General features: G+C 67.4%; 23 protein-coding genes and 1 tRNA gene. 7 read left to right on the plus strand and 17 right to left on the minus strand.

The window, feature by feature from the left end; all coding sequences use genetic code 11:
* The first annotated feature begins 1 nt into the window (after nucleotide 1).
* On the plus strand, nucleotides 2-1,198 hold the full coding sequence (locus tag A37W_RS0110100) for an ABC transporter permease (RefSeq protein WP_018302917.1): 1,197 nt from the start codon (nucleotides 2-4) through the stop codon (nucleotides 1,196-1,198).
* 121 nt (nucleotides 1,199-1,319) lie between these two features.
* Complete coding sequence (locus tag A37W_RS22810; protein WP_018302918.1) at nucleotides 1,320-2,333, plus strand: Hint domain-containing protein; 1,014 nt, start codon at nucleotides 1,320-1,322, stop codon at nucleotides 2,331-2,333.
* Here A37W_RS22810 and A37W_RS0110110 read toward each other — a convergent pair.
* The 7 genes from A37W_RS0110110 to A37W_RS0110140 form a co-directional block, all read right to left on the minus strand.
* The gene (locus A37W_RS0110110) at nucleotides 2,330-3,259 is read right to left on the minus strand and encodes an AEC family transporter (RefSeq protein WP_018302919.1); all 930 of its coding nucleotides are present in this window, start codon (nucleotides 3,257-3,259) and stop codon (nucleotides 2,330-2,332) included. The genes A37W_RS22810 and A37W_RS0110110 overlap by 4 nt on opposite strands.
* Before the next feature lie 13 nt (nucleotides 3,260-3,272).
* Complete coding sequence (locus A37W_RS0110115; RefSeq protein WP_018302920.1) at nucleotides 3,273-4,070, minus strand: MBL fold metallo-hydrolase; 798 nt, start codon at nucleotides 4,068-4,070, stop codon at nucleotides 3,273-3,275.
* Nucleotides 4,071-4,354: 284 nt separating this feature from the next.
* A complete protein-coding gene (locus tag A37W_RS0110120) occupies nucleotides 4,355-5,161 on the minus strand; it encodes a TatD family hydrolase (protein WP_018302921.1) in 807 nt (268 codons plus the stop codon).
* A gap of 11 nt (nucleotides 5,162-5,172) precedes the next feature.
* The gene (locus tag A37W_RS0110125; protein ID WP_026198411.1) at nucleotides 5,173-6,303 is read right to left on the minus strand and encodes a DNA polymerase III subunit delta'; all 1,131 of its coding nucleotides are present in this window, start codon (nucleotides 6,301-6,303) and stop codon (nucleotides 5,173-5,175) included.
* Nucleotides 6,296-6,949, minus strand: a complete 654-nt coding sequence (gene tmk, locus A37W_RS0110130; protein ID WP_018302923.1) for a dTMP kinase — start codon at nucleotides 6,947-6,949, stop codon at nucleotides 6,296-6,298. The genes A37W_RS0110125 and tmk overlap by 8 nt, the downstream gene beginning before the upstream one ends.
* Nucleotides 6,946-8,184, minus strand: coding sequence for a D-alanyl-D-alanine carboxypeptidase family protein (locus tag A37W_RS0110135; RefSeq protein WP_018302924.1), 1,239 nt, complete (start codon nucleotides 8,182-8,184; stop codon nucleotides 6,946-6,948). The genes tmk and A37W_RS0110135 overlap by 4 nt, the downstream gene beginning before the upstream one ends.
* Before the next feature lie 41 nt (nucleotides 8,185-8,225).
* Nucleotides 8,226-9,119, minus strand: coding sequence for an SPOR domain-containing protein (locus A37W_RS0110140; protein ID WP_047772211.1), 894 nt, complete (start codon nucleotides 9,117-9,119; stop codon nucleotides 8,226-8,228).
* Nucleotides 9,120-9,338: 219 nt separating this feature from the next.
* Between A37W_RS0110140 and A37W_RS0110145 the strand changes: the two genes are divergently transcribed.
* Nucleotides 9,339-9,428 (plus strand) — tRNA-Ser (locus A37W_RS0110145).
* Between the two features lie 385 nt (nucleotides 9,429-9,813).
* Here A37W_RS0110145 and A37W_RS0110150 read toward each other — a convergent pair.
* The 3 genes from A37W_RS0110150 to A37W_RS21450 are packed head-to-tail and all read right to left on the minus strand — an operon-like array spanning nucleotide 9,814 to nucleotide 12,142.
* Nucleotides 9,814-11,487: a recombinase family protein gene (locus A37W_RS0110150; protein WP_018302926.1), complete on the minus strand. Its 1,674-nt coding sequence runs from the start codon at nucleotides 11,485-11,487 to the stop codon at nucleotides 9,814-9,816.
* On the minus strand, nucleotides 11,484-11,885 hold the full coding sequence (locus A37W_RS0110155; protein WP_018302927.1) for a DUF2924 domain-containing protein: 402 nt from the start codon (nucleotides 11,883-11,885) through the stop codon (nucleotides 11,484-11,486). Before A37W_RS0110155 ends, A37W_RS0110150 begins: the two co-directional genes overlap by 4 nt.
* On the minus strand, nucleotides 11,882-12,142 hold the full coding sequence (locus tag A37W_RS21450) for a DUF3489 domain-containing protein (RefSeq protein ID WP_047772148.1): 261 nt from the start codon (nucleotides 12,140-12,142) through the stop codon (nucleotides 11,882-11,884). Before A37W_RS21450 ends, A37W_RS0110155 begins: the two co-directional genes overlap by 4 nt.
* A 480-nt stretch (nucleotides 12,143-12,622) precedes the next feature.
* On the opposite strand from A37W_RS21450, the gene A37W_RS0110165 reads away from it, so the two are divergent.
* From A37W_RS0110165 to terL, 3 genes are read left to right on the plus strand one after another with little or no spacing between them, the layout of a single operon-like run.
* A complete protein-coding gene (locus tag A37W_RS0110165; RefSeq protein ID WP_018302929.1) occupies nucleotides 12,623-13,963 on the plus strand; it encodes a site-specific DNA-methyltransferase in 1,341 nt (446 codons plus the stop codon).
* Complete coding sequence (locus tag A37W_RS23710) at nucleotides 13,950-14,399, plus strand: DUF5681 domain-containing protein (protein WP_018302930.1); 450 nt, start codon at nucleotides 13,950-13,952, stop codon at nucleotides 14,397-14,399. Before A37W_RS0110165 ends, A37W_RS23710 begins: the two co-directional genes overlap by 14 nt.
* The gene (terL, locus tag A37W_RS21460) at nucleotides 14,392-15,885 is read left to right on the plus strand and encodes a phage terminase large subunit (RefSeq protein WP_018302931.1); all 1,494 of its coding nucleotides are present in this window, start codon (nucleotides 14,392-14,394) and stop codon (nucleotides 15,883-15,885) included. The genes A37W_RS23710 and terL overlap by 8 nt, the downstream gene beginning before the upstream one ends.
* Nucleotides 15,886-15,938: 53 nt before the next feature.
* On the opposite strand, the gene A37W_RS21465 is transcribed toward terL, so the two are convergent.
* Nucleotides 15,939-16,550 carry a hypothetical protein gene (locus A37W_RS21465; protein WP_169776495.1) on the minus strand — a complete coding sequence of 204 codons (612 nt, stop codon included), beginning with the start codon at nucleotides 16,548-16,550 and terminating at the stop codon, nucleotides 15,939-15,941.
* Between the two features lie 250 nt (nucleotides 16,551-16,800).
* On the opposite strand from A37W_RS21465, the gene A37W_RS0110185 reads away from it, so the two are divergent.
* On the plus strand, nucleotides 16,801-17,052 hold the full coding sequence (locus A37W_RS0110185) for a helix-turn-helix domain-containing protein (RefSeq protein ID WP_018302933.1): 252 nt from the start codon (nucleotides 16,801-16,803) through the stop codon (nucleotides 17,050-17,052).
* Between the two features lie 57 nt (nucleotides 17,053-17,109).
* On the opposite strand, the gene A37W_RS0110190 is transcribed toward A37W_RS0110185, so the two are convergent.
* The 6 genes from A37W_RS0110190 to A37W_RS0110210 all read right to left on the minus strand — a co-directional run bounded on the left by A37W_RS0110190 (nucleotide 17,110) and on the right by A37W_RS0110210 (nucleotide 23,222).
* A complete protein-coding gene (locus A37W_RS0110190) occupies nucleotides 17,110-17,574 on the minus strand; it encodes a hypothetical protein (RefSeq protein WP_018302934.1) in 465 nt (154 codons plus the stop codon).
* Nucleotides 17,575-18,275: 701 nt separating this feature from the next.
* Nucleotides 18,276-19,241, minus strand: a complete 966-nt coding sequence (locus tag A37W_RS0110195; RefSeq protein WP_018302935.1) for a tyrosine-type recombinase/integrase — start codon at nucleotides 19,239-19,241, stop codon at nucleotides 18,276-18,278.
* Entirely contained in the window at nucleotides 19,234-19,398 is a 165-nt protein-coding gene (locus A37W_RS23715; RefSeq protein ID WP_018302936.1) for a hypothetical protein, read from the minus strand. The genes A37W_RS0110195 and A37W_RS23715 overlap by 8 nt, the downstream gene beginning before the upstream one ends.
* 376 nt (nucleotides 19,399-19,774) lie before the next feature.
* Nucleotides 19,775-20,272, minus strand: coding sequence for a PIN domain-containing protein (locus A37W_RS23200; protein WP_081617075.1), 498 nt, complete (start codon nucleotides 20,270-20,272; stop codon nucleotides 19,775-19,777).
* The gene (locus A37W_RS23205) at nucleotides 20,272-22,770 is read right to left on the minus strand and encodes a DNA methyltransferase (protein WP_081617076.1); all 2,499 of its coding nucleotides are present in this window, start codon (nucleotides 22,768-22,770) and stop codon (nucleotides 20,272-20,274) included. The genes A37W_RS23200 and A37W_RS23205 overlap by 1 nt, the downstream gene beginning before the upstream one ends.
* Complete coding sequence (locus A37W_RS0110210) at nucleotides 22,767-23,222, minus strand: MerR family transcriptional regulator (RefSeq protein WP_018302938.1); 456 nt, start codon at nucleotides 23,220-23,222, stop codon at nucleotides 22,767-22,769. The genes A37W_RS23205 and A37W_RS0110210 overlap by 4 nt, the downstream gene beginning before the upstream one ends.
* Nucleotides 23,223-23,334 lie beyond the last annotated feature (112 nt).

The raw sequence follows: 23,334 nt of genomic DNA on the forward strand, positions 1-23,334 counted from the left end.
GATGGCCGTGGCATCCACCGACACCGCACCGATGAAGCCGCTGCGCGGTCCCGGCTTCCCGATCGCGCTGACCGCGCTGGCGGGGCTGGTCCTCGGGTACATCGCCGGCAACGCGCTGGGCAACGGCTGGCTGGGCGCGTTGGTGGGGGCGGCGATCGGCGCTGCCTTCGCCTGGGCGGCGGCGGGGCCGCTGGCGGACAACCGCACCGCCGGACGCTGGGCGGCGATCGCGCTGATCGGGGTGTTCCTGTTGCTGCTGGGCGGCGTCGGCGGCCTCGTCGCCGGACTGCTGATCGGCGCGGTGCTCAGCTGGATCGCCTACTGGCTGGCCTCGGGGGCGTACCGCAAGGGCGTGCCGGCCTACGCCACGCCGGGCCAGGTCCTGTGGCACAACACGTTCCTGTTCATCTGCGGCTTCATCTTCTTCTTCCTGATCGCGCCCATCGTGGTCGTCATCCCCCTCAGCTTCAACGCCGAGGACTTCTTCACCTTCACGCCCGAGATGCTGGCCCTCGATCCCGAGGGCTACAGCCTCAAGCACTACCGCGACTTCTTCACCAGCTCGGACTGGCAGCAGGCGATGTGGAACTCGCTGAAGATCGCGCCCGTGGCGACGATCCTGTCGGTCGCGCTCGGCACGCTCGCCGCAATCGGCCTCAGCCAGAGCCACGTGCCGTTCCGGCGCGCGATCATGGCGATCCTGATCTCGCCGATGATCGTGCCGCTGATCATCTCGGCCGCAGGGATGTACTTCTTCTATTCGCGCGTCGGGCTGCAGGGCACCTACTGGGGCATCGTGCTGGCCCACGCCGCCCTCGGCATCCCGTTCGTCATCATCACGGTGACGGCGACCCTCGTCGGCTTCGACCGCTCGCTCACCCGGGCGAGCGCGAACCTCGGCGCCGACCCGGTGACGACGTTCTTCCGGGTGCAGATGCCGCTGATCCTGCCGGGCGTGATCTCGGGCGGGCTGTTCGCCTTCATCACCTCGTTCGACGAGGTGGTCGTCGTGCTGTTCGTCGGCAGCGCGGGGCAGAAGACGCTGCCGTGGCAGATGTTCATCGGCCTGCGCGAGCAGATCAGCCCCACGATCCTCGCCGTGGCGACGATCCTGGTGACGATCTCGATCCTGCTGCTGGCCACGCTGGAAATCCTGCGTCGGCGGTCCGAGAGGCTGCGGGGAATGTCGCCCGGCTGATCCGGCCGGGGGAAGGCCCTTCGGCCCGCGTCATCCGGCCCGCGTCATCCGGACGGCCCGTCGGCGCCGCAAATAGGCGACAATTCACGGTTAAGACCGGCTTCGTATCGAGGAGCCGGCCTTGTCCTACACGATCTACTTCCTGCCCGAGTCGCAGATGACCATCAGCGGTGGCGGCAAGCTCGACGGCATGACGCAGGGCGACGGCTCGCACCTGATCGGCCGCACGCTCACGCTGAACAGCACGAACTGGCAGGGCGTCGCGCTCAACGACAACGATGCCGCATTCGAGGACAACGACAGCGGCCAGACCCTGGCCGCCCCCACCACGATCGACGGCGTGACCTACGCCGCCGGCAAGGTCGTGGAGGCCGAGTACACGATCACCGTCTCGGATGGGACGACCACCTGGCAGATGGTCGGGTTCAACGTGAACGATTCCAGCCCGGCCTACGCCACGGTCGAGGGGCTGGCCTTCCTCGGCCCGCCGGGGTCGTGGCCACCGGTGGACAAGCCGCTGACCGTGGTGTCGAGCGCGGACTATCCCAAGTACGACGCCTCCACCTACGTCTCGCCCGTCTGCTTTGCCGCGGGCACAAGGATCGCCGTGCCGGGCGGCGAGCGGCCGGTGGAGGAGATCGCCGTCGGCGACCTGGTCATGACGCTGGACGGCGGGGCGCGGCCGGTGCGCTGGCGCGGCGGGCGGCGCTGGACGGGGCAGGGCGCCTTCGCGCCGGTGCGGATCGCGGCCGCTACGCTCGGCAACCGGCGCGACCTCTATGTCTCGCGCCAGCATCGCCTCTACCTGACCGGCTGGCGGGCGGAGCTGTTCTTCGGCCTGCCGGGCGTCCTCGTCCCCGCCGTGCGGCTGGTGGACGGCGACCGCATCGCGCTCGCCCCGTGCGACAGCGTGGAGTACCACCACCTGCTGCTGGACGATCACCATCTGCTGCTGGCGGAGGGCACGCCGGCCGAGAGCCTCTATCTCGGCGACCGCGCCCGCGGCAGCCTGTCGGACGAGGCGCGGGCCGAGATCGACGCGATCTTTCCCGAACTCGCGGGCCGCGGAGCGCCGCCCCTGGCGCGGCCGCAGGTTGGCGGCGCGGCGGCGCGGCTGCTGGTCCCCGCCGACTAGGGCAGGATCGACAGCCAGACCGACGCCGTCAGCACCGACAGGGCCGTCGCGATCAGGACCGAGGAGGCCGCCACCCGCTTGGCCACGCCGTAGATGTTGGCGAAGAGGTAGGCGTTGACCCCCGGCGCCATCGCCGCCGTCACGACGGCCGAGCGCAGCGCCGGCACCTCCAGCCCGAAGGCCCGGCCGAGCGTCCAGGTGATTGCCGGATGCAGCACCAGCGACACCGCAATGACGAACAGGATCACCCGCAGGTCGCCTTCGGGGCGGTAGCGGTAGAGGATGCCGCCGAGGCCGAACAGTGCCGCCGGCAGCGCCGCCCGGACCATCAGATCCACTGCCTCGGCCACCACCTCGGGCACGGTCACGCCGGTGAGGTTCACCGCGAGGCCGAGGGCGATGCCGATGACCAGCGCGTTGCGGAACACCGCGCCGAAGACCCGCGCCGGCAAACGCGCCAGGTTCTCGCCTCGGGCGCGCACCACCTCCATCACCGTGATGCCGAGGGCGTAGCAGAAGGGGGCGTGCATGGCGACAATGGCGAAGTTCGCCTCGAGCGCCTCGGTGCCGTAGGCGCGTTCGGTGATCGGCACGCCGAGGAGGAGGGAGTTCGAGAACAGCCCGACGAAGCCGATGGCGATGGAATCCTCCCACGGCCGCCCGAACAGCAGCCGCGCGCCGAACAGCGCCACCACGAAGCCCGCGACCGCGCCGGCGTAGAACGAGACCAGCAGCGCGGGGTGGAAGGTCTGGCCGAGGTCGAGCGTCGACATCGCCCGGAACAGAAGGCACGGCAGCGCGAACCCCTGGGCGAACCGCATCAGGCCGTCGACATGCTCGTCGCTCATCAGGCCGCGCCAGACGGCGACGTAGCCGAAGCCGAGGACCAGGAAGACCGGGAGGATGATCGCGAGGACGTCGGTCATCGCGGGCCGTCGCTCAGGCCGGCAGGACGATGCGCAGGCCGTCGTGGGCGGGCGTCACGTGGTCCGGCGTCTCTGCGAGGAGCGTCTCGTAGTCGAGGTCGATGTGCATGTTGGTCAGGATGGCGCGCTTCGGCCGCGCCCTCTCGATCCACTCCAGCGCCCGGGCGAGGTGGGCGTGGGTCGGGTGCGGCTCGCGGCGCAGCGCGTCGACGATGAAGACGTCGAGGCCTTCCAGCATCGGCCAGGCGGCGTCGGGGATGGTCGCCACGTCCGGCAGGTAGGCGAGCCCGCCGATCCGGAAGCCGAGCGCGTCGATCGCGCCGTGGTCCACCTCGAACGGCTCGAAGGTGACCGGCCCGCCGGCGCCGTCCACGGTGACCGGACCGTCGATGGAATGAAGGTCGAGGATCGGCGGGTAGGGCGAGCCCTCGGGCTGGACGAAGGCGTAGCCGAAGCGGGAGAGGAGCGAGTCCGAGGTCGGGCCGTCGGCCCAGACCCTCAGCCGCTCTCGGGTGTTGAAGACGATCATCCGCAGGTCGTCGATCCCGTGGACGTGGTCAGCGTGGGCGTGGGTGTAGATCACCCCGTCCAGCCGCCCGGTTCCGGTATCGAGGAGCTGGGCCCGGAGGTCCGGGGAGGTGTCGATCAGAACCGCCGTGGTGCCGTCCGGCCCCTCCTGCTCCACCAGCATCGAGCAGCGGCGGCGGCGGTTCTTCGGATTCCCCGGGTCGCACGCGCCCCAGTGCCCGCCGAGCCGCGGCACGCCGCCGGACGAGCCGCAGCCGAGGATGGTGAAGGTGCGCATGGCCATGGGCCCGTCTTGAAGCGGTTGCCGGGCGGGTGCAAGGGCGGGACGGCGTGCGGCCTCGGCCTGCCGGCCATCGCCCGCCCGCCGTCCCCGGCGGTGGGCGAGTCCGCCGCGGGCGTGGCGTGAGGGGAGAGGGCGGGGAGTCTGCTGGGGAGGCGGTTCAGGGGCAGGCGTGCCCTGAACGCGCCTGTTCGATGCTCCTCACGATTCGGCGCAGCGTCAAGGATACCCGGCTTCGCCGGCGCCTGCGGCGTCCTTGACCCTCCGCCGAATCGCGGCAGGGGCGCTCAGGCGGGGCGGGCGGCGCGGGTGAAGAGGCGGTCGAAGTTAGCGGAGGTGGCGGCGGCGAAGTCCTCGAGGGAGAGGCCGAAGGTCTCGGCGCCGACCCTTGCCGTTTGGGCCGTGTAGGCCGGCTCGTTGCGCTTGCCGCGGTGGGGCGGCGGGGCGAGGTAGGGGCTGTCGGTCTCCACCAGGATCCGGTCGAGGGGGGCGGCGGCGAGGATCTCGCGTAGCTCGGCGCTCTTCGGGAAGGCGGCGATGCCGGACATCGAGAGGTAGAAGCCGAGGGACAGCGCCGTCTCGGCCAGCGCCCGGCCGGAGGAGAAGCAGTGCATCACGCAGGGGTAGGCGCCGGCGGCGTGCTCCTCCGACAGGATGCGGGCCATGTCCTCGTCGGCGTCACGGGCGTGGATGATGAGCGGCAGGCCGGTGCGGCGCGCGGCCTCGATGTGGACGCGGAGGGAGCGCTGCTGCACCTCCCTCGTCTCGGCCGTGTAGTGGTAGTCGAGGCCGGTTTCGCCGATCCCGACCATCTTCGGGTGCTCGGCCCAGGCGAGGATGTCCTCCACCGCCACGACCGGCTGCTCGTGCGCCGACATCGGGTGGATGCCGGCGGCCCAGTACACGCCGTCATGGGCCTCGGCGATGGCGCGGACGGCGGGGACCGAGCGGGGGCGGGTGCAGATCGTCACCATCCGCGTGACGCCGGCGGCGCGGGCGCGGGCGATCACGTCCGGCAGCTCGTCCTCGAAGTCGGGGAAGTCGAGGTGGCAGTGGCTGTCGACGATCTCGGGCGGCATGGGCTCGGGCGGCATGGGGTGCCTCCTCAGGCGGGGACGGTGCGGCGGGCCGTGTCCTCGATGGCGAACAGCATGTCAAGGATCAGCGCCGCGGGGTCGATGTTGACCGCGCGGGCGTGGCGGGCGCGGGCGGAGAGGCCTTGCTGCAGCGTGGCCCAGTCGCGGGCGGCGCGGGCGTCCGGCGCGAGGCGGGCGAGGAGGCGCGCCTCGCCCGGCGCTCCTTGCGTGTCCGGCTCGCCCGCCAGGCCGGCGCGGGCGGCGCGGGAGAGGAACACGTCGATCAGGTCGAGGAGCAGGCCGAGCCGGGTCTCGCCCGCCCGTCCCGCGGCGCTTTCGGCGAGGCGGATCGCGGCGGGGCGGTCGAGGCGGGGCAGCCGGTCGAGGAGGGCGACCAGGTCGGCGTAGAGGTCGAGCCCTCCGGCGGCGTGCATCCGCGCCGCCTCTCCCACCGACCCCGCCGCCAGCACGGCGAGCGCTTCGGGCGCCCGGGTCTCGACGCCGAGGCCTGTCAGCGCCTCGGCGAGCGCGGGAGCGGGCAGGGGGGCGAGGCGCAGGGTCCGGCAGCGCGAGCGGATGGTGGGCAGGAGCGCGGAGGGTTGGTGGGAGATGAGCAGGAGGGTGGCGCCTGCGGGCGGCTCCTCCAGCTCCTTCAGCAGGGCGTTCGCGGCCTGGACGTTCATCTCGTCGGCGGAATCGACGATGACGACGCGCCGCCCGCCATCGGCCGAGGACATGTGGAAGAAGTCCTTCAGGCTGCGCACCACGCCGGCGGTGATGACCTGGGCGAGGCGGTCGCCCTTCTCGGTCGTCCCGCGGCGGAGGATCTTGAGCCGCGGATGCGCGCCCGCGCGGAGGAGCCGGAGGTCGGGGTCGTCCGGCGGCAGGTCGAGCGTCGCGGGCGGGGGCGGAGCGCCGAACAGACCCGCCTCGGCGCCGGGGGCGGGCTGCGACAGCAGGAATGCGGCGATGCGGTAGGCCAGCGTCGCCTTGCCGACGCCGCGGGGGCCGGTGATCAGCCAGCCGGAATGGAGCCGGCCGGACGCGAAGGCAGACAGGAACGCCGCCTCGGCCGCCTCCTGCCCGACGAGGCGCGTGGCCTCGCGCGGGTGCGGCATGCCCTCCTGCCGGTCGGGCTCTGGCAGGTCGGCCTCAGCCATCGTTCGCCACACGGCGGCCGCGGGCGATCGCCGCGACCTCTGCCGCGACCTCGGCCTCGGGGCGGCCGCCGTCGATCACGACGCAGCGGTCCGCGTGGGCGCGGGCGAGGGCGAGGAAGCCGTGGCGCAGCGTCTCCTGGAAGCCGAGGCCGAACTCCTCGAACCGGTCCTCGCCCGAGCGGCGAGCGAGGCCGCGGGAGAGGGCGTCGGCGGGATCCATGTCGATCACGAAGGTCAGGTCCGGCTCCTGCCCGATCATCGTCTCGTGCAGGCGGTCCACGACCGCCCGCAGGTCGCCCCGGGTGGCGCCCTGGTAGACGCGGGTGGAGTCGGCGAAGCGGTCGGAGATCACGGTGCGGCCGGCGGCCAGCGCGGGACGGATGGTCTTTTCCATGTGGTCCCGGCGGGCGGCGGTGAAGAGCAGGATCTCGGTCTCGGCCGACCAGCGGGCGGGATCGCCGGTGAGCAGGAGCGTGCGGATCTCCTCGGCTCCCGGCGATCCGCCGGGCTCGCGCGTCAGGACCACGTGGGCGCCGTCGGCGCGCAGCGCCTCGGCCAGGCGGCGGGCCTGGGTGGACTTGCCGGACCCGTCGATCCCCTCGAAGGTGACGAAGCGGGCGGGCCGGGCCGAGGCGCGTCGGATCACGAGTCCTCGGTGGCGGGCTCCGCCTCGGGGGCGGCCGCCGGCTCGTCTCCGGCCGGTGCGGCGCCCGTCATGCCGGGCAGGGTCGCGCCCGGCGCCACCTTGGCCACCAGGATCTGCGCCGCCGTCCGCAGCCGCACGCCGACGCCGCCCGGCGCGACATCGCGGTCCGCGACGAGCGGGACGCGGATGTCGGGCAGGCCGTCGCGGCTGATCCTCAGCTCGCCCAGCTCCTGCCCCGCCGCGATGGGGGCGGTGATCGGCGCGGTATAGGCCACCTCGGCCGAGTAGCCGTCGGTGCCGCTCGCCGGGAGGAGCACCCGCAGATCGTCGGCCAGGGTCAGGCCGACCGACGTCTCGGCGCCCATCCAGACGCCGGCCTCGGCCAGCTGGGTGCCCGCCGCGCCCAGCTCGCGCTCGGCGAACTGGCGGAAGGCCCAGTTGACGATCCGTTCCGCCTCTTCCCTGCGCGACTCGGTCGTGTCGAGGCCGGTCACGACGAAGACGATCCGCCGGTCGCCCTGCTTGGCCGACCCCACGAGGCCGTAGCCCGCCTCGGTCGTGTGGCCGGTCTTGAGGCCGTCGGCGCCGATGCCGAGGCCGAGGATCGGGTTGCGGTTCTGGCTGTTGGCCGGCACGCGGTTGTCGAAGGCGAATTCCTGTTCGGCGAAGAGCGGGTAGAAGGTCGGAAAGTCGCGGATGATGTGATCGGCGAGGATACCGAGGTCGCGCACGCTCATCGCGTGGCCGGCGGCGGGCCAGCCGGAGGCGTTAGCGAAGGTGGAGTTGTTCATGCCCATCGCGCGGGCCTTCTCGGTCATCATCTGCGCGAACGACGCCTCTGTCCCGCCGAGGGCCTCGGCCAGCACGACGCTCGCGTCGTTGCCGCTGAGGACGATCACGCCGCGGAGCAGGTCCTCGACGCGGACCCTCTCTCCCGCGCGCAGGAACATCGACGATCCGCCGAACGAGGCCGCGTGCTCGCTCACCAGCAGTTCCTCGTTCACGTCGAGGCGGCCCTGGGAGATCGCCTCGAACGTCATGTAGAGCGTCATCAGCTTGGACATCGAGGCCGGCGGCAGCGGCTCGTCCGCGTTGTGTTCGAACAGGACCGTGCCGGTCGTCTGGTCGAAGACGTAGGCGGCGCGGGCCTCGGTCTCGAGCCCCTGCGCGGCGGCGAGGGTGGCGAACCACAGCGCCCCGGTCAGGGCGAGAAGGGCGGTCGCGATCCGTCTCATCGGCGGGCCTCCTGTCGGGCGGCGGGCGTCCGGCCCCGCCGTCAGTTGCGGACGAAGTAGGCGTCGGCGAAGCCCGCCGCCTTGACCCGGTCGAGCAGGGTCGCCCGCTCGCCCTCGCTGGAGGCCGGGCCGACGATGACGCGCCAGAAGGCGCGGCCCTGGCTTTCCTGGCTGATCACGCGGGCCGGGATGCCGTCGGCTTCCATCATGCTGCGGGTGTTCTGCGCGTTCGCCTCGACCGAGAAGATGCCGATCTGGATGTACGGCCGGTCCAGCGGCGACGCGGCGGCGGGCGCCGGGGCGGCGGCCGGCTGCGGCGCCGGGGCCGGCTGCGCGGCGGGCAGGGGCGCGGCGTCGGCCTCGGCGGCGTCGATCGCGGCGGCGGCGCCGGCGATCGGGTCGAGCGGCGTCGCCTCGATCTCGGACGGGGCGTCGATCGCGGCGACGGCCTCGGGCGCGGTCGCATCGGTCGGCGTCGGTGCCGCCTGCTCCTCGCGGCGGAGCGCGGTGACGTTCAGCCGGGTCGGGTCGCCGGCCAGCATCTGCAGTGCGTCGGCGGCGTCGGAGGAGACCTGGAGCGCGGGCCCGATATTCTCGCGCTCGCGTCGGAACAGGGCGCCGATGACGAAGGCGCCGTTCTCCTCGTTGCGGATGATGACGCGCTCGGGTTCGTCCACGTCGGGGTGGGCGACCCAGACGCCGCCCAGCGACGGCCGGCCGTCCCACAGCCCGTCCTCGGTGACCTGGAAGACCTCGGGCGCCTCGACGTCCCGTTCGACCAGCTCGGTCGCGGACGTGGTCACCGGCGCCGCGCCGTCCGCCCCGTCGCCCCCGCCCAGCGTGAAGCCCTCGTCGCAGGCCGACAGCGCCAGCAGCGCGGCCAGCGCCACGCCCGATGCCAGACCGCTCCGCCCCAAGATCGGGATCCCCCTCATCGCCTGCCCCCTGATCCGCCGGAAGGCCGGTCGGTCCCTCGCGGACTCCGCCTCCCTCGACATGCTGCTCCGTCCGGTCGGCGTTCCCCGCCGGACTTTGACCGCGACCATAGCGCCTGCCCGCCGGGGGCGAAAGGCTTCCGACGCCGCTGTCCGGCGGATTTCGCCGGGGCCTTTCCGAATCGTGAAGCTGCGCCTATGCCCCGCCCGGACCGCGCCGGAGGAGTGGCAGAGTGGTCGATTGCTCCGGTCTTGAAAACCGGCGTGGGCGCAAGTCCACCGTGGGTTCGAATCCCACCTCCTCCGCCACCGACCCCGGTCTCCGTCGTAGCGCCGGACTTCACTCCGAATTGCCGCGCGTTCTCGGCCGCTTGTCACGGTCCCAATTTACCTGAGACGCACCGCGAGGGCCATGCCGTGCCGGTTTTGCGCGCCGGTCTCAGCGCCGCCAAAGTGCCGGTTCGACTTTTCGCTGTTTTCCCTGATCACCCCCAATTAACAGGGAATATTGACTGCATGGGCGATCTTGGGGCCGACAGGCGACCGCTTCACCGAGCGTAATCAGGACTTGTCGGAAATTTCCCTGAGCGATCGAACAGGGAAATTTGCACCTCGAACAGGGAATCCTTCGTCCTGATCAGGGAAGGGAATCGACGCAGAAAGAGGTGCCCACATCCTCGGGGCTAGCTTTGCGTCAGCCCCTCAGCCCGATCATCGCCTCCTGGCGCTCCCATTCGAGCGGGAGAGGCGTGCGGGACAGACGCTCCAGCGTCAGATCGACTGGCTGGGTCCCCTGAACGATGGCCTCCTGGATGCGCGGTGAGAGCAGGGCGAGGGGAAGAAGGCGGGCAACGTAGCCTTCAGCGCGTCCAACACTGGTCGCGACCTCGCGGACAGTCGCTCCCTGCCGCACGGCGGCGGCCCAGCGATGGGCATGCCGCAGAGCGGTCAGAAGGACCCGGTCCGGCGCCGGCTGCCGGTCGCCCGCGAGGATGCGCGCCTCCACGCCCCGGCGCCGGACCTCGAACGGGGCATCGAAGCTCAGGAGATCCGGAGCGAGATCGGCCTCGTTGGCGAACAATCGGTGAGCCAGGACCGCAGCATCGAGATCGATCCGGACTGTCCCGCGCCCGGAGAGGGTCGCCTGACGAACAATCGGGGCAACGCTCTCCCCGCCGCGCTGCCGGGTGTCCTCGGCAAGGTCGCGCGCGCGCTCTTGCAAGGCCGGCTCCAGCGCAACATCGGGCTTCTGAACGAGCCGGTGCCCGGCCGCGAGTTCCTCGATCCGCTCCGCGACGATGCGGGCAAGGATCGTCTCGAGCCTCTTCGCCGGCAGGCGCCAGCCTGTCGGATCGGCGCCATTAGCGATCAGACGGTTCGAGACATAGTAGCGATGGCGCACGCCTCCGCGGGTCGTCTGGGTCGGGGTCAGGCGATCTCCGGTCGGATCGAACAATCGGCCAACGAGAGGCGCGGTCCCATCGGCCGCATTCTTCGTCGCTCCGCCACGCCGCCGTCCGCTGGTCTCCTGCAGCCTCGCCTGGACGCGATCCCACGTCGCCTGATCGATGATCGCAGGATGCGTTCCTGGCCAGGTCTTGTCCTTGTGCACGATGAGCCCGCGATAGATCGGGTTGGTCAGGATGCGGTGCAGATGCCCGCGGCTCAGCCGTCCGCCGCCCTGGCGACGGCCCGACGCGAAGAGCCGCGACTTCGAGCGCAGACTTTCGCGGTCCGCCTCGGCCTCGACGGCGGCGAGAGAGCCATGAGCGTCGTAGAGCGCGAAGATGCGGCGGACAGTCTCGGCCTCAGCCTCGTTTACGACAAGCTCGCGCCGGGTCCGGTCGAGATGGGGATCGTAGCCGAGAGGCGGAAGCGCGCCCATCCAGAGACCCTTCTTCTTCGAGGCGGCGATCTTGTCGCGGATGCGCTCGCCGGTGACCTCGCGCTCGAACTGCGCGAAGGACAGAAGGACGTTCAAGGTCAGCCGACCCATCGAGGAGGAGGTGTTGAACGCCTGGGTGACGGAGACGAAGGAGCAGCCCTTCGCCTCCAGCCGCTCGACCAGCCGGGCGAAGTCGGCGAGCGAGCGGGTGAGACGGTCGATCTTGTAGACGACGATCATGTCGACCCGGCCGGCATCGACCTCCGCGAGCAGACGCTGCAGCCCCGGCCGGTCGAGCGTGCCGCCCGAAATGCCGCCGTCGTCGTAGCGGCCGGGCAGGGGCCTCCAGCCCTCGTGGCGCTGACTCGCGATGTAAGCAGCGCACGCCTCCGCCTGAGCGTCGAGCGAGTTGAAGTCCTGCTCCAGCCCTTCGTCCGAAGACTTGCGGGTATAGACCGCACAGCGGACTGTAGGGCGGGTCATCGGGCCCCCTTCACGCTCGTCCCGAAGAACCGCGGTCCCGACCAGTGTGCGCCGGTAATCTCGCGGGCGATGACCGAAAGCGAACGCCAGGTTCGGCCGCCCCACACATAGCCGGTGTCGGTGACGTCGACGACGTGCGTGACGCCGTTCCATTCGCGCATCAGGCGCGCGCCCGGCTTCAGCTTCAGCGTCGCGCGGCTTCTCGTCGGGTCTGGGGCCGCAAGAGCGCGCTCGACGGCCCTGGAGAGGCCGCCCCGGCTGCGGGACTGAAGCTCGAATGCGAGGACCCGCCGCAGGAGCAGCTGGCTCATCGACTTCGGCGCTGGCCGGCCGAGGAGGCTGGACCACGCCGCGACGAGCGCGGCGCGGTCCATCTGTTCGAGATCGGCGAGCGTCATCCGGCGGCTCCCGCGGCAGCGATCCGGTAGATCGAGGCCGCGCCGCTCTCGCCGGCGGTACGTTCGATGGCGGTGCCGTCCTTCCGCAGGCGGCTGAGCGCTGCCCGGGCGGAGTGCGGCTGCCAGCCGGTGGCGGCACAGAGATCCGCGAGGGTCGCGCCTTCGGGGCGGGTCAGTAGATCCCGCACCTGCGCCGCCTTGGTCGGTGGCGTTGCCGCTGGCGGAGAGGCTGGGGTCTTTTGGGGAGTCTTCGGCATTGGAGGTCTCCTCTGAGGATGCCGGCGCGGGTCTGCCGCCGGTACCGAGGAGCGCCCGAACTCGGTCGGGCGTGGGATGACTGATGCGTGGTTCGCGCGGGTAGTCCAGTCGGTTTGGCCTTAATGGCGGACTATTGTTGACCAAGGAGATAGGGCTTTAACCTTCTTTAACCTAACCGTTTGTCTTTATTTAAAAAAATCCTTGAACGCTTTTGCGGCCTCGCTTAGTTGTTATGCTGCCTTCTCACCGAAGGCGCCGCCCTACGGCAGCACACCCACCGGCTTTCCGGTGACGGCGCATTCGACGGGCATCATCCGAACCCCTGACTGCGGGCCGGCGAAACGCGCCCGCGCAAAGGTTCTCTTGTAGCCCCGTGCGGCCTCGCAGAGGTCGCCGAATGATGGAGGTGTGCCATGAGGAATACCAAAGAGACGTCTCGTCGCAGCGACGCTGCACCTGTAGAAACATCCACGGTCTGGATGGCGGACAAGGTCGTCGCGCGCCGGATCGCCGATCTTGCGCCATACGCGCGCAACAACCGCAGGCATTCTTCTGTCAGTGTCAGAAAGCTGATGGACGGGATCAAGAGCTTCGGCTTTGTCTCGCCGATCCTGGTCGACGGCGAGGGCGTGATCATCGCCGGTCATGGCCGCGTCGAGGCGGCACGTCTGCTCGGTCTGACCTCGGTGCCAACCGTCACGATCGAGCACCTGTCCGGAGCCCAGATCCGCGCCCTCCGGATCGCAGACAACCGGCTCGCCGAGCTCTCGAGCTGGGACGAGGACAACCTTCGCCTCGAGTTCGCTGACCTCATCGAGCTGAACCTCGATGGGTCCCTCGACCTCGATGTCACCATCACCGGGTTCGAGATGCCGGTCATCGATCTGATGATCCGGAGCAGTGGCATCGAGAGCGAGGCGCCGACCGAGACGGTCGAGGAGCCCGATCCCGCCGCTCCGATCGTCACCCGCCCGGGGGATCTCTGGAAGCTGGGGCATCACCGTCTCTTCTGCGGCAGTTCGCTCGACGAGGCGTCCTGGACGACGCTGATGGGCGAGGAGACCCCGCGCATGGCCTTCACCGACCCGCCCTACAACGTGCCCGTGAACGGGCACGTCCGGAGCGGGCGGAGCGGCGGCCACCGCGAGTTCGCGATGGCCTCGGGCGAAATGAGCGAGACAGAGTTCGCGGAGTTCCTGGTGAAATCCCTCGGGCAGCTCCACGCCCGCCTGGTCGCGGGCGGGGTTGCGATGGTCTGCATCGACTGGCGGCACGTGGCAGAACTGATCGCCGCCGGGCGACAGGTTGGCTTCGACCTCATCAACCTCTGCGTCTGGAACAAGACCAATGGCGGGATGGGCAGTCTCTACCGCTCCAAGCACGAGCTCATCTGCATATTCCGCAAGCACGGTGCGTCCCACCTCAACAACGTCGAGCTCGGCCGTCACGGTCGCAACCGGACCAACGTCTGGGACTATGCCGGGGTGAACAGCTTCGGCGCCGGCCGGGACGCCGACCTCGCGGATCATCCGACCGTCAAGCCGACGGCGCTGGTCGCAGACGCCCTGATGGATGTGAGCAACCCGGGCGACATCGTCATCGACGGCTTCGGCGGGTCGGGCGCGACGCTGCTCGCGGCGGAGAAGACCGGCCGGCGGGCGCGGCTGATCGAACTCGATCCGGCGTACGTCGACGTCGCGATCCGGCGCTGGCAGACGCTGACCGGCCAAAGCGCCATTCACGCGCCGTCCGGCGAGACCTTCGACATTCGGGCTGCGGCCGCCCTCGCGCCGATGGAGGCGAGCCATGCCCCCGCGTGACGACGACGGAGACTACGAGGTCGGGTACGGCAAGCCCCCGGTACAGCACCGGTTCAAGAAGGGGCAATCGGGCAATCCGCGCGGTCGGCCGCCTGGTGCCAAGGGCTTCGCCGCGAGTGTTCGCCGCGAGCTTGAGAGCCGCATCACGATCCGGGAGGGCGGCCGCGATCTGACAATCTCCAAGAGGGAGGCCGCTGGCAAGGTGCTGATGAACAAGGCGCTCGGGGGAGATCTGAAGGCGCTTGCCATGCTTCAAGCCATCGATGCCGACGAGGTGCAGGCAGTTGCCGCAGAGATTGCGCAGGATTACGACATTCCGCTCGAAGCCCACGAGATCGCAATGCTGGAGGAGGTGTTTGCGAAGCGGCGGGCGCAGGAGAACGTCGCCGCTGGCTCCGGGGCGACGGCGGACGATGAGGAGCAAGCCGATGAGTGACCTCGATCCCCGCCTTGCGCGTCAATTCCTGCAGGCGCAATGGCGCAATGACTTCGCACTCTTCGTCCAACAGGTGTTCCACACGCTGCACCAGGGCTCGTCGACCCCGTACGTGGCCTCATGGCACATCGATGCGATGTGTCATGAGCTTGACCTCGTTCGGTTCGCCAAGAACCGGCGTCTGGTCATCAACGTCCCGCCCCGGTGCCTGAAGTCGATCACCGTCGCCGTCGCCTACGTCGCGTTCCTCCTGGGGCACGACCCGCACCTGAAGATCATCGTCGCAAGCTACGGCTTCGACCTCGCCCGGAAGCATTCCGAAGATTGTCGCAAGGTGATGATGTCGCGCTGGTACGAGGCCACCTTCCCGGGCACGCGTCTCGCGGCCCGGGGCAATACGGCAGACGAGTTCAAGACTACAAAGGGAGGCGGCCGCAAAGCGGTCTCCATCGGCTCGTCCGTCACCGGCCACGGCGCGGACTACATCATCATCGACGATCTCATGAAGGCGGCCGATGCGAGGTCCGAAGCCGAGCTTCTCCGGGCGCAGGACTTTATGGAAGGCACACTCTTCTCGAGATTCGACAGGCCTGCGCAAGGTCGGGTGGTGATGATCGCGCAGCGTCTGCACGAGCGCGACCCGGCCGGATATCTCCTCGACAAGGGCACCTACCGGCACCTCTGCCTGCCTGCGATCGCGGAAGAAGAGCAGGTGATCGAGCTCGACGACGGCCGGGTGCACGTGCGCAAGCCAGGCGATCTGCTCTCGCCCGAGCACCTGCCCCGGGAGACGCTCGACGAGATGCGCCGGGACATGGGGACGGCGGTGTTCAACTGCCAGTACCAGCAGAACCCGATCGCCCCCGACGGCTCGGTCCTGCGCTGGGAATGGTTCGTCCCCTACGACGAGCCCGGACCTCGCGAAACGTTCCAGCTCCTCGTGCAAAGCTGGGACACCGGCACGTCGGCCGATCCCAGGTCGGACTTCTCGGTCTGCACGACGTGGGGCCACCGCGACGCGCGCTGGTATCTTCTCGACCTCTGGCGGGATCGTCTGGACTTTCCGGATCTGAAGTATGCCGTGCTCAGGCAGATCGAGAAGTGGCGCCCGGACAAGGTGCTCATTGAGGATGCGGCGAGCGGGCGACCCTTGCTGCAGGAGTTCAGGCTCTCGCACCGCAGGCTCTTCTATGGCGTCACGCCTGATCTGGACAAGGAGATGCGGTTCGCTGCGGCCTGTGCGCCGATCGAGGCCGGACTTGTCCTCCTGCCGCGGGAAGCGCCGTGGCTTGCGGACTTCAAGCGCGAGCTGCAGAGCTTCCCGCGCGGACGGAACGACGACCAGGTGGATACCGTGAGTCAGTTCCTGAACTGGACGAAGACCGTCGGCCTTCGGCGCGCGCTCTCCCGCGCCAGCGGGCAGCGCGGAGAGTCGGTGCGGCGCAATCCGGTCCGACGGAAGGGGTACCCCCTCCCTCCCTTCTGAGTGGCGACAGCGGCGAGGCCGGCAATACGGCCCGGCCCCGCCGCAGGCACCCCTCACGTGCCGAATGCGATCGACACCAGGTCCCAGGCGTCGTGGTCCGGCACCCGTCGCAGCTCCACGACGAAGCGCGTTCGGATCACCGCGCCGAAGGCGTTCTGCGCATCGACATAAGCCGCCAACCGAAACCCGCATCCGCCAAGCGTCCGCGATGAAACCTCGCCCCGGTGGATGCTCGGGAACTCGGCAGACCCCGGCGAGCGCAGTTCTCGCGTCACGAAGGTCTGCGCCGCGATATAGGCCTGCGTCTCAAAGGTCTGGCTGCACTCGCTGCGGCGCCGCGCCTCAGCCCGCTCGCGCGCCTCCCGTGCCTCGGCCGCCCGCCGTGCCTCCGCCTCGCGCCGCTCCACCTCTGCCGCCTCCGCCTGACGGGCCATCTCGGCCGCGAACCCTGCCGGATCGAGCTGCTCGAGCTCGGTCAGCCATCGAGCCGGGTCGTATTCCGCCAGCCGCTCGAGATACGCGGCCGTGTCCGTTACCCGTAGCGCTGCCAGCTCCGCCTCGGTCGCTTCCGTCATCTTCTCCCGGCCGGTCACCAGAGCGGGCAGGGCGCCGCAGAGGATCAGCGCGACAACGAACGGGCGTCTGCCGAGGCCGATCAGCGGCATCGGCCGCAGCAGCGCGAGCAGCAGCAGGGCGAGCAGGCAGCCACCATACGTTGCCATCCGCTGCGCTGCTCCAGCAGCGCCGCGGGGATGAAGAAACAAAGTGTCAGGAAGAGGCCCGTACCGATCAGCGCCTTGCGCATATCCACCCATTCAGCTGGCGGAGCAGGGCGGCCATCCCGCGATTGCTCCTGATTTGGGGGCAATCCGATAGTCGGAGTACGAGGCGTCGTCCAGTCGCAAGGACGACGCCGTGGCCGGAGCTGTCTCATCGGAAGCCTACAAGTCCCTCCGCGCCATCCTGGTGCAGGAGCGGCGGCGCTCCGGGCTGTCGCAGGCGCGGCTCGCCGAGCGTCTGGGCAAGCCGCCGTCCTATGTGGCCAAGTACGAGCTCGGCGAACGACGCCTCGACATGATCGAGACGCTCGTCGTACTGACGGTTCTTGGTGCCGATATCTCGGCCATCGTTGGCGAGCTTCTGCCGGACCTGCCCGAGACGCTTTAGCTCCTGGTCGGTTCGGACTGCGCTGGCATGCGGGCGGCAAAGACCGGGGTTAGAAGCCTACCAGCCCTCGCGCTCGAAGCCGTGGCGGTTGATGGTCAGCCGTTCAACTCCTTGATCCGGATCGTCCCGGACCATCCGGATCAGGTCATACCGCCGGCGGCTATAAGGCCGCCCCAACGACATCCGATACCCCTCCTGCATCTTCTGACGAACGGCCTGGACCATCGTGTGCTCTTCGAGCTCAAGGTTCTTCGCCACGCCGTCCTTCAGGATCACGCCGCCGATGCGGCCGTCGAGGCTCGAAGGCCTCTCGGAGAGCCGCGTGATATGCCGCAGGAATTCGGTTTTTTCCCGGCGTAGGTGCGTCGGAAACGCCCCGGTGACGTAGACGTAGGCCGCTCGGTGTGTCGCTTCCGCCCGAAACCGCTCGCCGCGGCGCATCGCTTCCGCAAAACCTCCATAAAGAACGACGAGCGGGGGCGTCCTCCGTCGGACCGGTCCGATGATGGTGTCGATGTACATGGTTGCCTCCTGCACTCCCGGTATGGGAGTGCACATAGGCCGTGTCGAGAGGAGAACACTCCCATCATATCCTCCATGCTCTGGGCCTCGGAGTTTGCCGCAGCAACACCTCCATCTTGCACCACCATAGGCGGTAGGTCGGGCGTGGCGATTACGCTAAGTGGTGTAGCTGGCGGTGGCCATCGGGCTTCGCGGTAGGGTCAACTTGAACCGTGGGACGACGGCGTCCTACCCCAAATGCTCACACCGTCTCCTGCTGGTCCTGCGGGCACAGCGCGACGCTGCCGCCGGCGCGGGCTAGTTGCGACCTCACGACGTCGAATCCAAGCGCGTGCGACTGTCGCTTACCGTGGTACTGGCAAGTCAATTCGACCGGATAAATTGCTGCCAGTTCGGCGGTTCCCCCGCCGCATGTTGCCGAGGCGCCCATGGGTCCCCAAGTTATGGCCTTTAGCGCTTCAACCTCCGGATGACCGGTGCCATCTCGGCTCCGGTCATCCCATTGTCCTGCCCCTTGGCCCCAACAGCTGCCGCCTCGATTGGGCGATCGTCTGATGATTTCGAGCGACGCTATGTCATTTGCAAACGACGACAGCGGGGCGGGGCGCTACAGGATTCGGCCATTGGAAGGCTCAGTATTGGCAACGGCACGGCGGGGATGAACTCCGAGCATCCTCGCCGGTTTGCTCTGCGGAAAGCCTTCAATCGGCGAACGCTGCCGACACCCGCGCCGCCGCCGACTGGCTTGCCAGGATCATCCTTCCGTAGTGCGCCGGCATCTCCGGCGACGTCCACCGGCCTGCGACCATGATCGACGACAGGTCGCATCCGATCCGGAACGCGTCCTGAACGCCGCCGATGCGGGTGCTGTGGGCGGATACGTCGGCGCGACCGGTACACCGCTTGATGATGCGCGACACCGTCGCTCCGTTCAGCGGGGTCCGCGCTCCGCCGCGCTGCGACTTTGTCAGGATCGGGTCGCCGTCCTTCAGCTTCGCGAGCTGGATCCAGGCCAGTACAGCCTCCGTCCCTCGGGCGGAGAGGAAGGCATAGGCGCCGACGCCGAATTGGTCGGTCTTTGATCGGGCGACGTAGAGCAGGGCGGTCCCGCCAGCCTGCCGATGGATGTCGCGGACCCGGAAACCCGTAAGCTCCGAGGAGCGGCACCAGGTGTCGGTGGCCATCCAGAGTAGCGCTCTGTCTCGAGCGTCCCTGCGGCTCGATCCCAGTTGCCCGATCGCATCCAGCACCTCGACCTTGCCGAGGGGGTGCGCCTGGCGCGACGCGGCCCCGAACTTCCGCTTCACGCTCTTCAGGGCGAGCTCGACCAGCTGATGCCGGCATGGCGAGGGAAGGAAGTGCGATCGATGCAGCTCCGCAAGACCCCAAAGCCGCGTCTCGATCGTCGTCGCCGCCAGGCGCCCGCCCATCCCGTCCACCCACTCGGCGACCACGGCCGGCGCGATGGGCGGCCGAGGATCGTGGCCGTGTTCCGCGCACCAGGCGCTGAACAGGCGGATGATCATGCGGTAGTTCCTAAGTGTGTCGGGAGCGTAGGCGGCTTCGGACCTGCGGGCGTACTCGGCGATCAGGCTCTCCCGGCGCGGCCCCGAGGTCGTCGACAAGCGGCGCGTCGTGGCATCTCGGTCCGACAGTCGATCATACATGCTCGTCGTCCGGCCTCTTCGTCTCGAGCTGGACTCGATGGAAAGGGTCCTTGACCAACAGACGGCGCGCTTCGTCGGTCATGCCGTAGCGATGCGCGTAGTCGGCCAGAGCCGCTTCGAGCTCGATGATCCGCTTCTCTGCCGTTATGGCCGCCATGATGCTTCCCCCGCTGCGCCAGTTCGGAACATACCAGATCGGCGGCGGTCTGATGAGCAGAACGGCACACGGCCGCCCCGTGCAGCGGGCGTCAACGCCCCGATCGCACATTCGGCTTGGCCGCGGCCAACTCGCTGATCGCCGGGATAAGCGTGGGGAACGCCGCGATGAAGCGACTGACATTGCCTGTGGCTAGCTCCAACGTCGCAGAAGGGCGGAGAGCTGCCTTTCGCTGCGTCTTTGACGAATGGAAGCGATGCGCAGCAAGCGGTCGTTGCAGAGTCTAGCTCATGACTTATCGAAAAGGTTGAGGATAAATCTAAAATGAGCATATAGCCGTGGGCCATGGGCTACTCGCGCTTGAAACGGTGGCTAGCTAGACAACAGAAATTCTTAATTCAGCTATGGCCGGGCAAAAACGATCCGCGAGCCGCTGGTCGCTCGTGACTAGCAGGTAGTCACGCTCAATGGCCTGAGCTACAATCCATAGGTCGTTCTCGTCGACCTGCAGCACCTTACCGGACGCCCGATCTGTCCAATCTTCTAGCCAACGCGGTATGCGGCGCGACATGTCGAGATAGTGATCCGCCAAACGTGCTTTGACCTCTCCGTAGGCTTCTGCTGTATGGCGACCCACTTCCGCCAATGGATATGCTCCAGCTTGAGTGAGAGCTTTGCGGATATTGGAAACATCTTGGCCCACCCGCTGTGCCGCCTCCATCCCGTAGCGAAGCTCAGCCAAAACTACCGCGGAGAGATATACGACATCCGTTTGGGAAAACCGTTGAGCGCGCGCCCTCACGGAACTGAAATTCGGACGTCGTGGATCAAATAGAACAGACACGAAGTTGGTGTCGAGGAGAATATGATCCATCAAGCAATGAACCTTGAAATCGCATCATTCTCCTCGTCGGACATTGGCCTAAACACGTCGAGAACCCAAGGTCCGCGGTTTATCGCATCATCCTTTGTCAGCCATTCGTGTAGAGGCACAAAACCTCTCAAGTCTTTGGGCAACCAACCCTGGAAATCGTGCTCCGTCGGGCGCCTACAACCATCAAAATACGCGAGCAGCTGGTGCTCCAGCCGTGGAGGCAAATCGTATCCCTTAAGCACTAGCGCATCAATCCATAGCAAAAGGCGAATGAGTTCCTCGTCGCTTTCATCAAGCACCAGCAACGACTGATGCTTATTTTCCAGCGCAGCTATATATTCAATTACCGCGTTTCTGATCTGTGCCGTATCGAGACTGCGTGGGAGCGGCAGTTTTGCGAGCATCGCATTTGTGAAATCATGGTCAGTCGAGTGCTCTGTGACGAATGCGTTAGCCAAGGGACCATTCAAGATAGCCGCAAGGACATAAATGTCATAGCTGGCGGTTGGCCAGATTCCGCTGAACTGTTGGGATGCCCAAAGCCCGCCCTCGTCAGGGGCAGCGACAAGCCTCCACGGGCCACGCGAGGAACGCTGATTATTGATGAGAACCTTGGGTTTTTCCCAAGGTCGGCTCAACGGTCCTGGATAAAGGTTGCGGTCTGGGTCCGCAATAAGCCAAACAGGCTTGGCCAATTGGAACGGAGCGAGACTATCAACAGGCCTATATACCCCACGTTCCTTCAGCGGCCCTGGTTGATGGGACACTCCCTCGCGCTGGGAGCGCCACTGGAGGCCTCGGAAGATGTCGGCAAAGCTTCCAAGAGTTGGCGAATCTTCAAGGTATGACCAGAGCGCATCAAGCTCACCAATCCAAAGGTTTCCGTCTGCAACCTCCCGAACAGCTTGGCGGCTGGAGGTTACGTCACCACTCTCAAGAAACTGCGCTCGTCCCGCATCCGCAACCGTCCTCGCGGTGAGCCGAACCGGCCTACCGCTCTCCACCTGTGCTCGACGTTCAACTGCGAGGACGAGAGCACAGGGAAACGTTGCCTTTTCGAAGATTCGGTCGGGCAACGAGACTAGCTCGACCCGGTGATAGTGTGATGCAAGACGCTCTCGAAGCTTGCGGTATTTCCTCTGCTGAAGAACCCCGCGTGGCAAAACGAATCCTATCGCGTCGGGTCCTGCATCGATGGCCGAACTGAGTGCGACCATTGCCTTGGAGGGGGAGATGGCGAATGCATCGGCATATTCGCCCCTTTCCTCTTTGGTAAAATCCTCGAACGGTGGGTTGCAAAGTACGACGGTGGCCCCCCTGAGAAATTCGTCGAGCGCACCTTTCGCAAAGAGGTCAATCGAACTCAGATGCCAGCCATTGGCATTGGGATAGTCCGCCAAAATCAATGACAGTGTTGCCACCTCACAAGCGAACACGTCGAGTTCGGCCCCGGCCAGACGGCTGATCAAGAATTGGTGTCGCCGTTCGGCAGGCCAATCCGAAGGTAGGAGGTCTCGCAGTTCACGCAGAGCCGCGACCAAAAAAATGCCGGCACCCGCAAACGGCTCGGCGATCCGTACGGTTTCGGGGTCGTAGCGTGAAAGATCGAGTTGACGAAGCACATACTCTGCCACCGGCCGTGGAGTGCTGTGTGTGCCGAAAAGTTTTCGAGTGTCTGCAGTAACCAGCGTGTTCTCGTAGACAAATGCGAGGCTGTCTGAAGAGATATTACGAAGCGTAATTGCGGTCCTTAACCGCGCCCAAGCTGCGTCTATGCTCTCGTGGGCCACAGCAGCGACATCGGCTCCAAGAAAACCGAGGCCATAGTAGCTTTGGATTCCTTCCAACACAGCCATGACGTCATCGGGCTTCCATTCCGATGCCGCAGGATGCCCCCTATCAATGAGGATTTTAGCGGCGAGCAACCGGAAAGTGAGCCGGAAGGCAGCCTTCTCGGCGTCGGAACTTGCAGTCTTCGGAAGCAGCAGGTCGAGGACATCGGCCATGGTCTGGTGCAGTTTATTCTGCACCTCGTGTTCAATGGCCGGCAACAACCCGAGATCAACGAAATCGATCTGCACAACATCGCGAGCATGTCCCGCCGCTTTGACGCGGTGCAGCGCCTGCGGCGTCCATGCGTCTCGATTGCGCGCGAAGAGTTCTGGTAGTCGCTTGACCGGCACCCGTTCAATCAGGCGCGGCGCCCCGCGCGCACCCACCGCCCACACTCCGACGCTGTCACCATCGATGGAAAGGAAGATTGGGGCGCCGAGAGCACGACTGCCCATGATGGCCGCCGCACTATCTTGCACATTCTCGACAACTCCGAATGCCGCGGACCGGAAGGACTCAGGGGTCTGCGTGAATGCGGCAAGCGCCACCGTGCGGGTGGCAGCGTCGGTTTCCAGAACATCCGCGAACGTGTAGGCGCGATGCATCGCCCCGGCCTCATAGCCGATATCGAGAAGCCCGCGCTCGATTGATGCAAGGGTGCTCATCGGACCTGCACCGCACGAAACAAGGGGAATTGATCGCTCTGATCTGTTGGCGAGAACTCCGCCTCCAATACGTCGAGATGCGGATCAAGGCGCAAAAACAACGTGTCCTGGTCGCCAGAATCGACGCGAACCATACCCTCCGGCAGGATTTCACCAAGCTCCATGGCGCGCAGAGCAAGCACGCATCCGCGCAGCGTCGGGAATGGTACTCCGGCGAAAAGGTCCCGTAGAGCGTGAAGAAGCTCCTTATGGCCCTGCAGTTCGATCCTAAAACGCTCACGCAGGACGACCGCCAGTCTCAGCAATAAGACTGTCTGCCACGTGTAGAGCGCCGGACGACCCGGCCCACCTGCCTCGACATCGGGCGGGATCAGATCGCGCCTGTGCGACCACTCGCGCAACTGATTGGCCGTCAGTGACGTCAGTTTCTGGACCTGACCTGCTGTAATCATCGACCACCTACCTTCAGGCAGTGCGCCTTTTGTGTTTACGCCAAGCGGTCACCGCACCCACTTGGTGACGATAAGCGGTCGCGATGACCACTTCAAGGTGGGAAGACGTAAT

Source organism: Wenxinia marina DSM 24838 (assembly GCF_000379485.1).
GTDB classification, from domain to species: Bacteria; Pseudomonadota; Alphaproteobacteria; order Rhodobacterales; family Rhodobacteraceae; genus Wenxinia; species Wenxinia marina.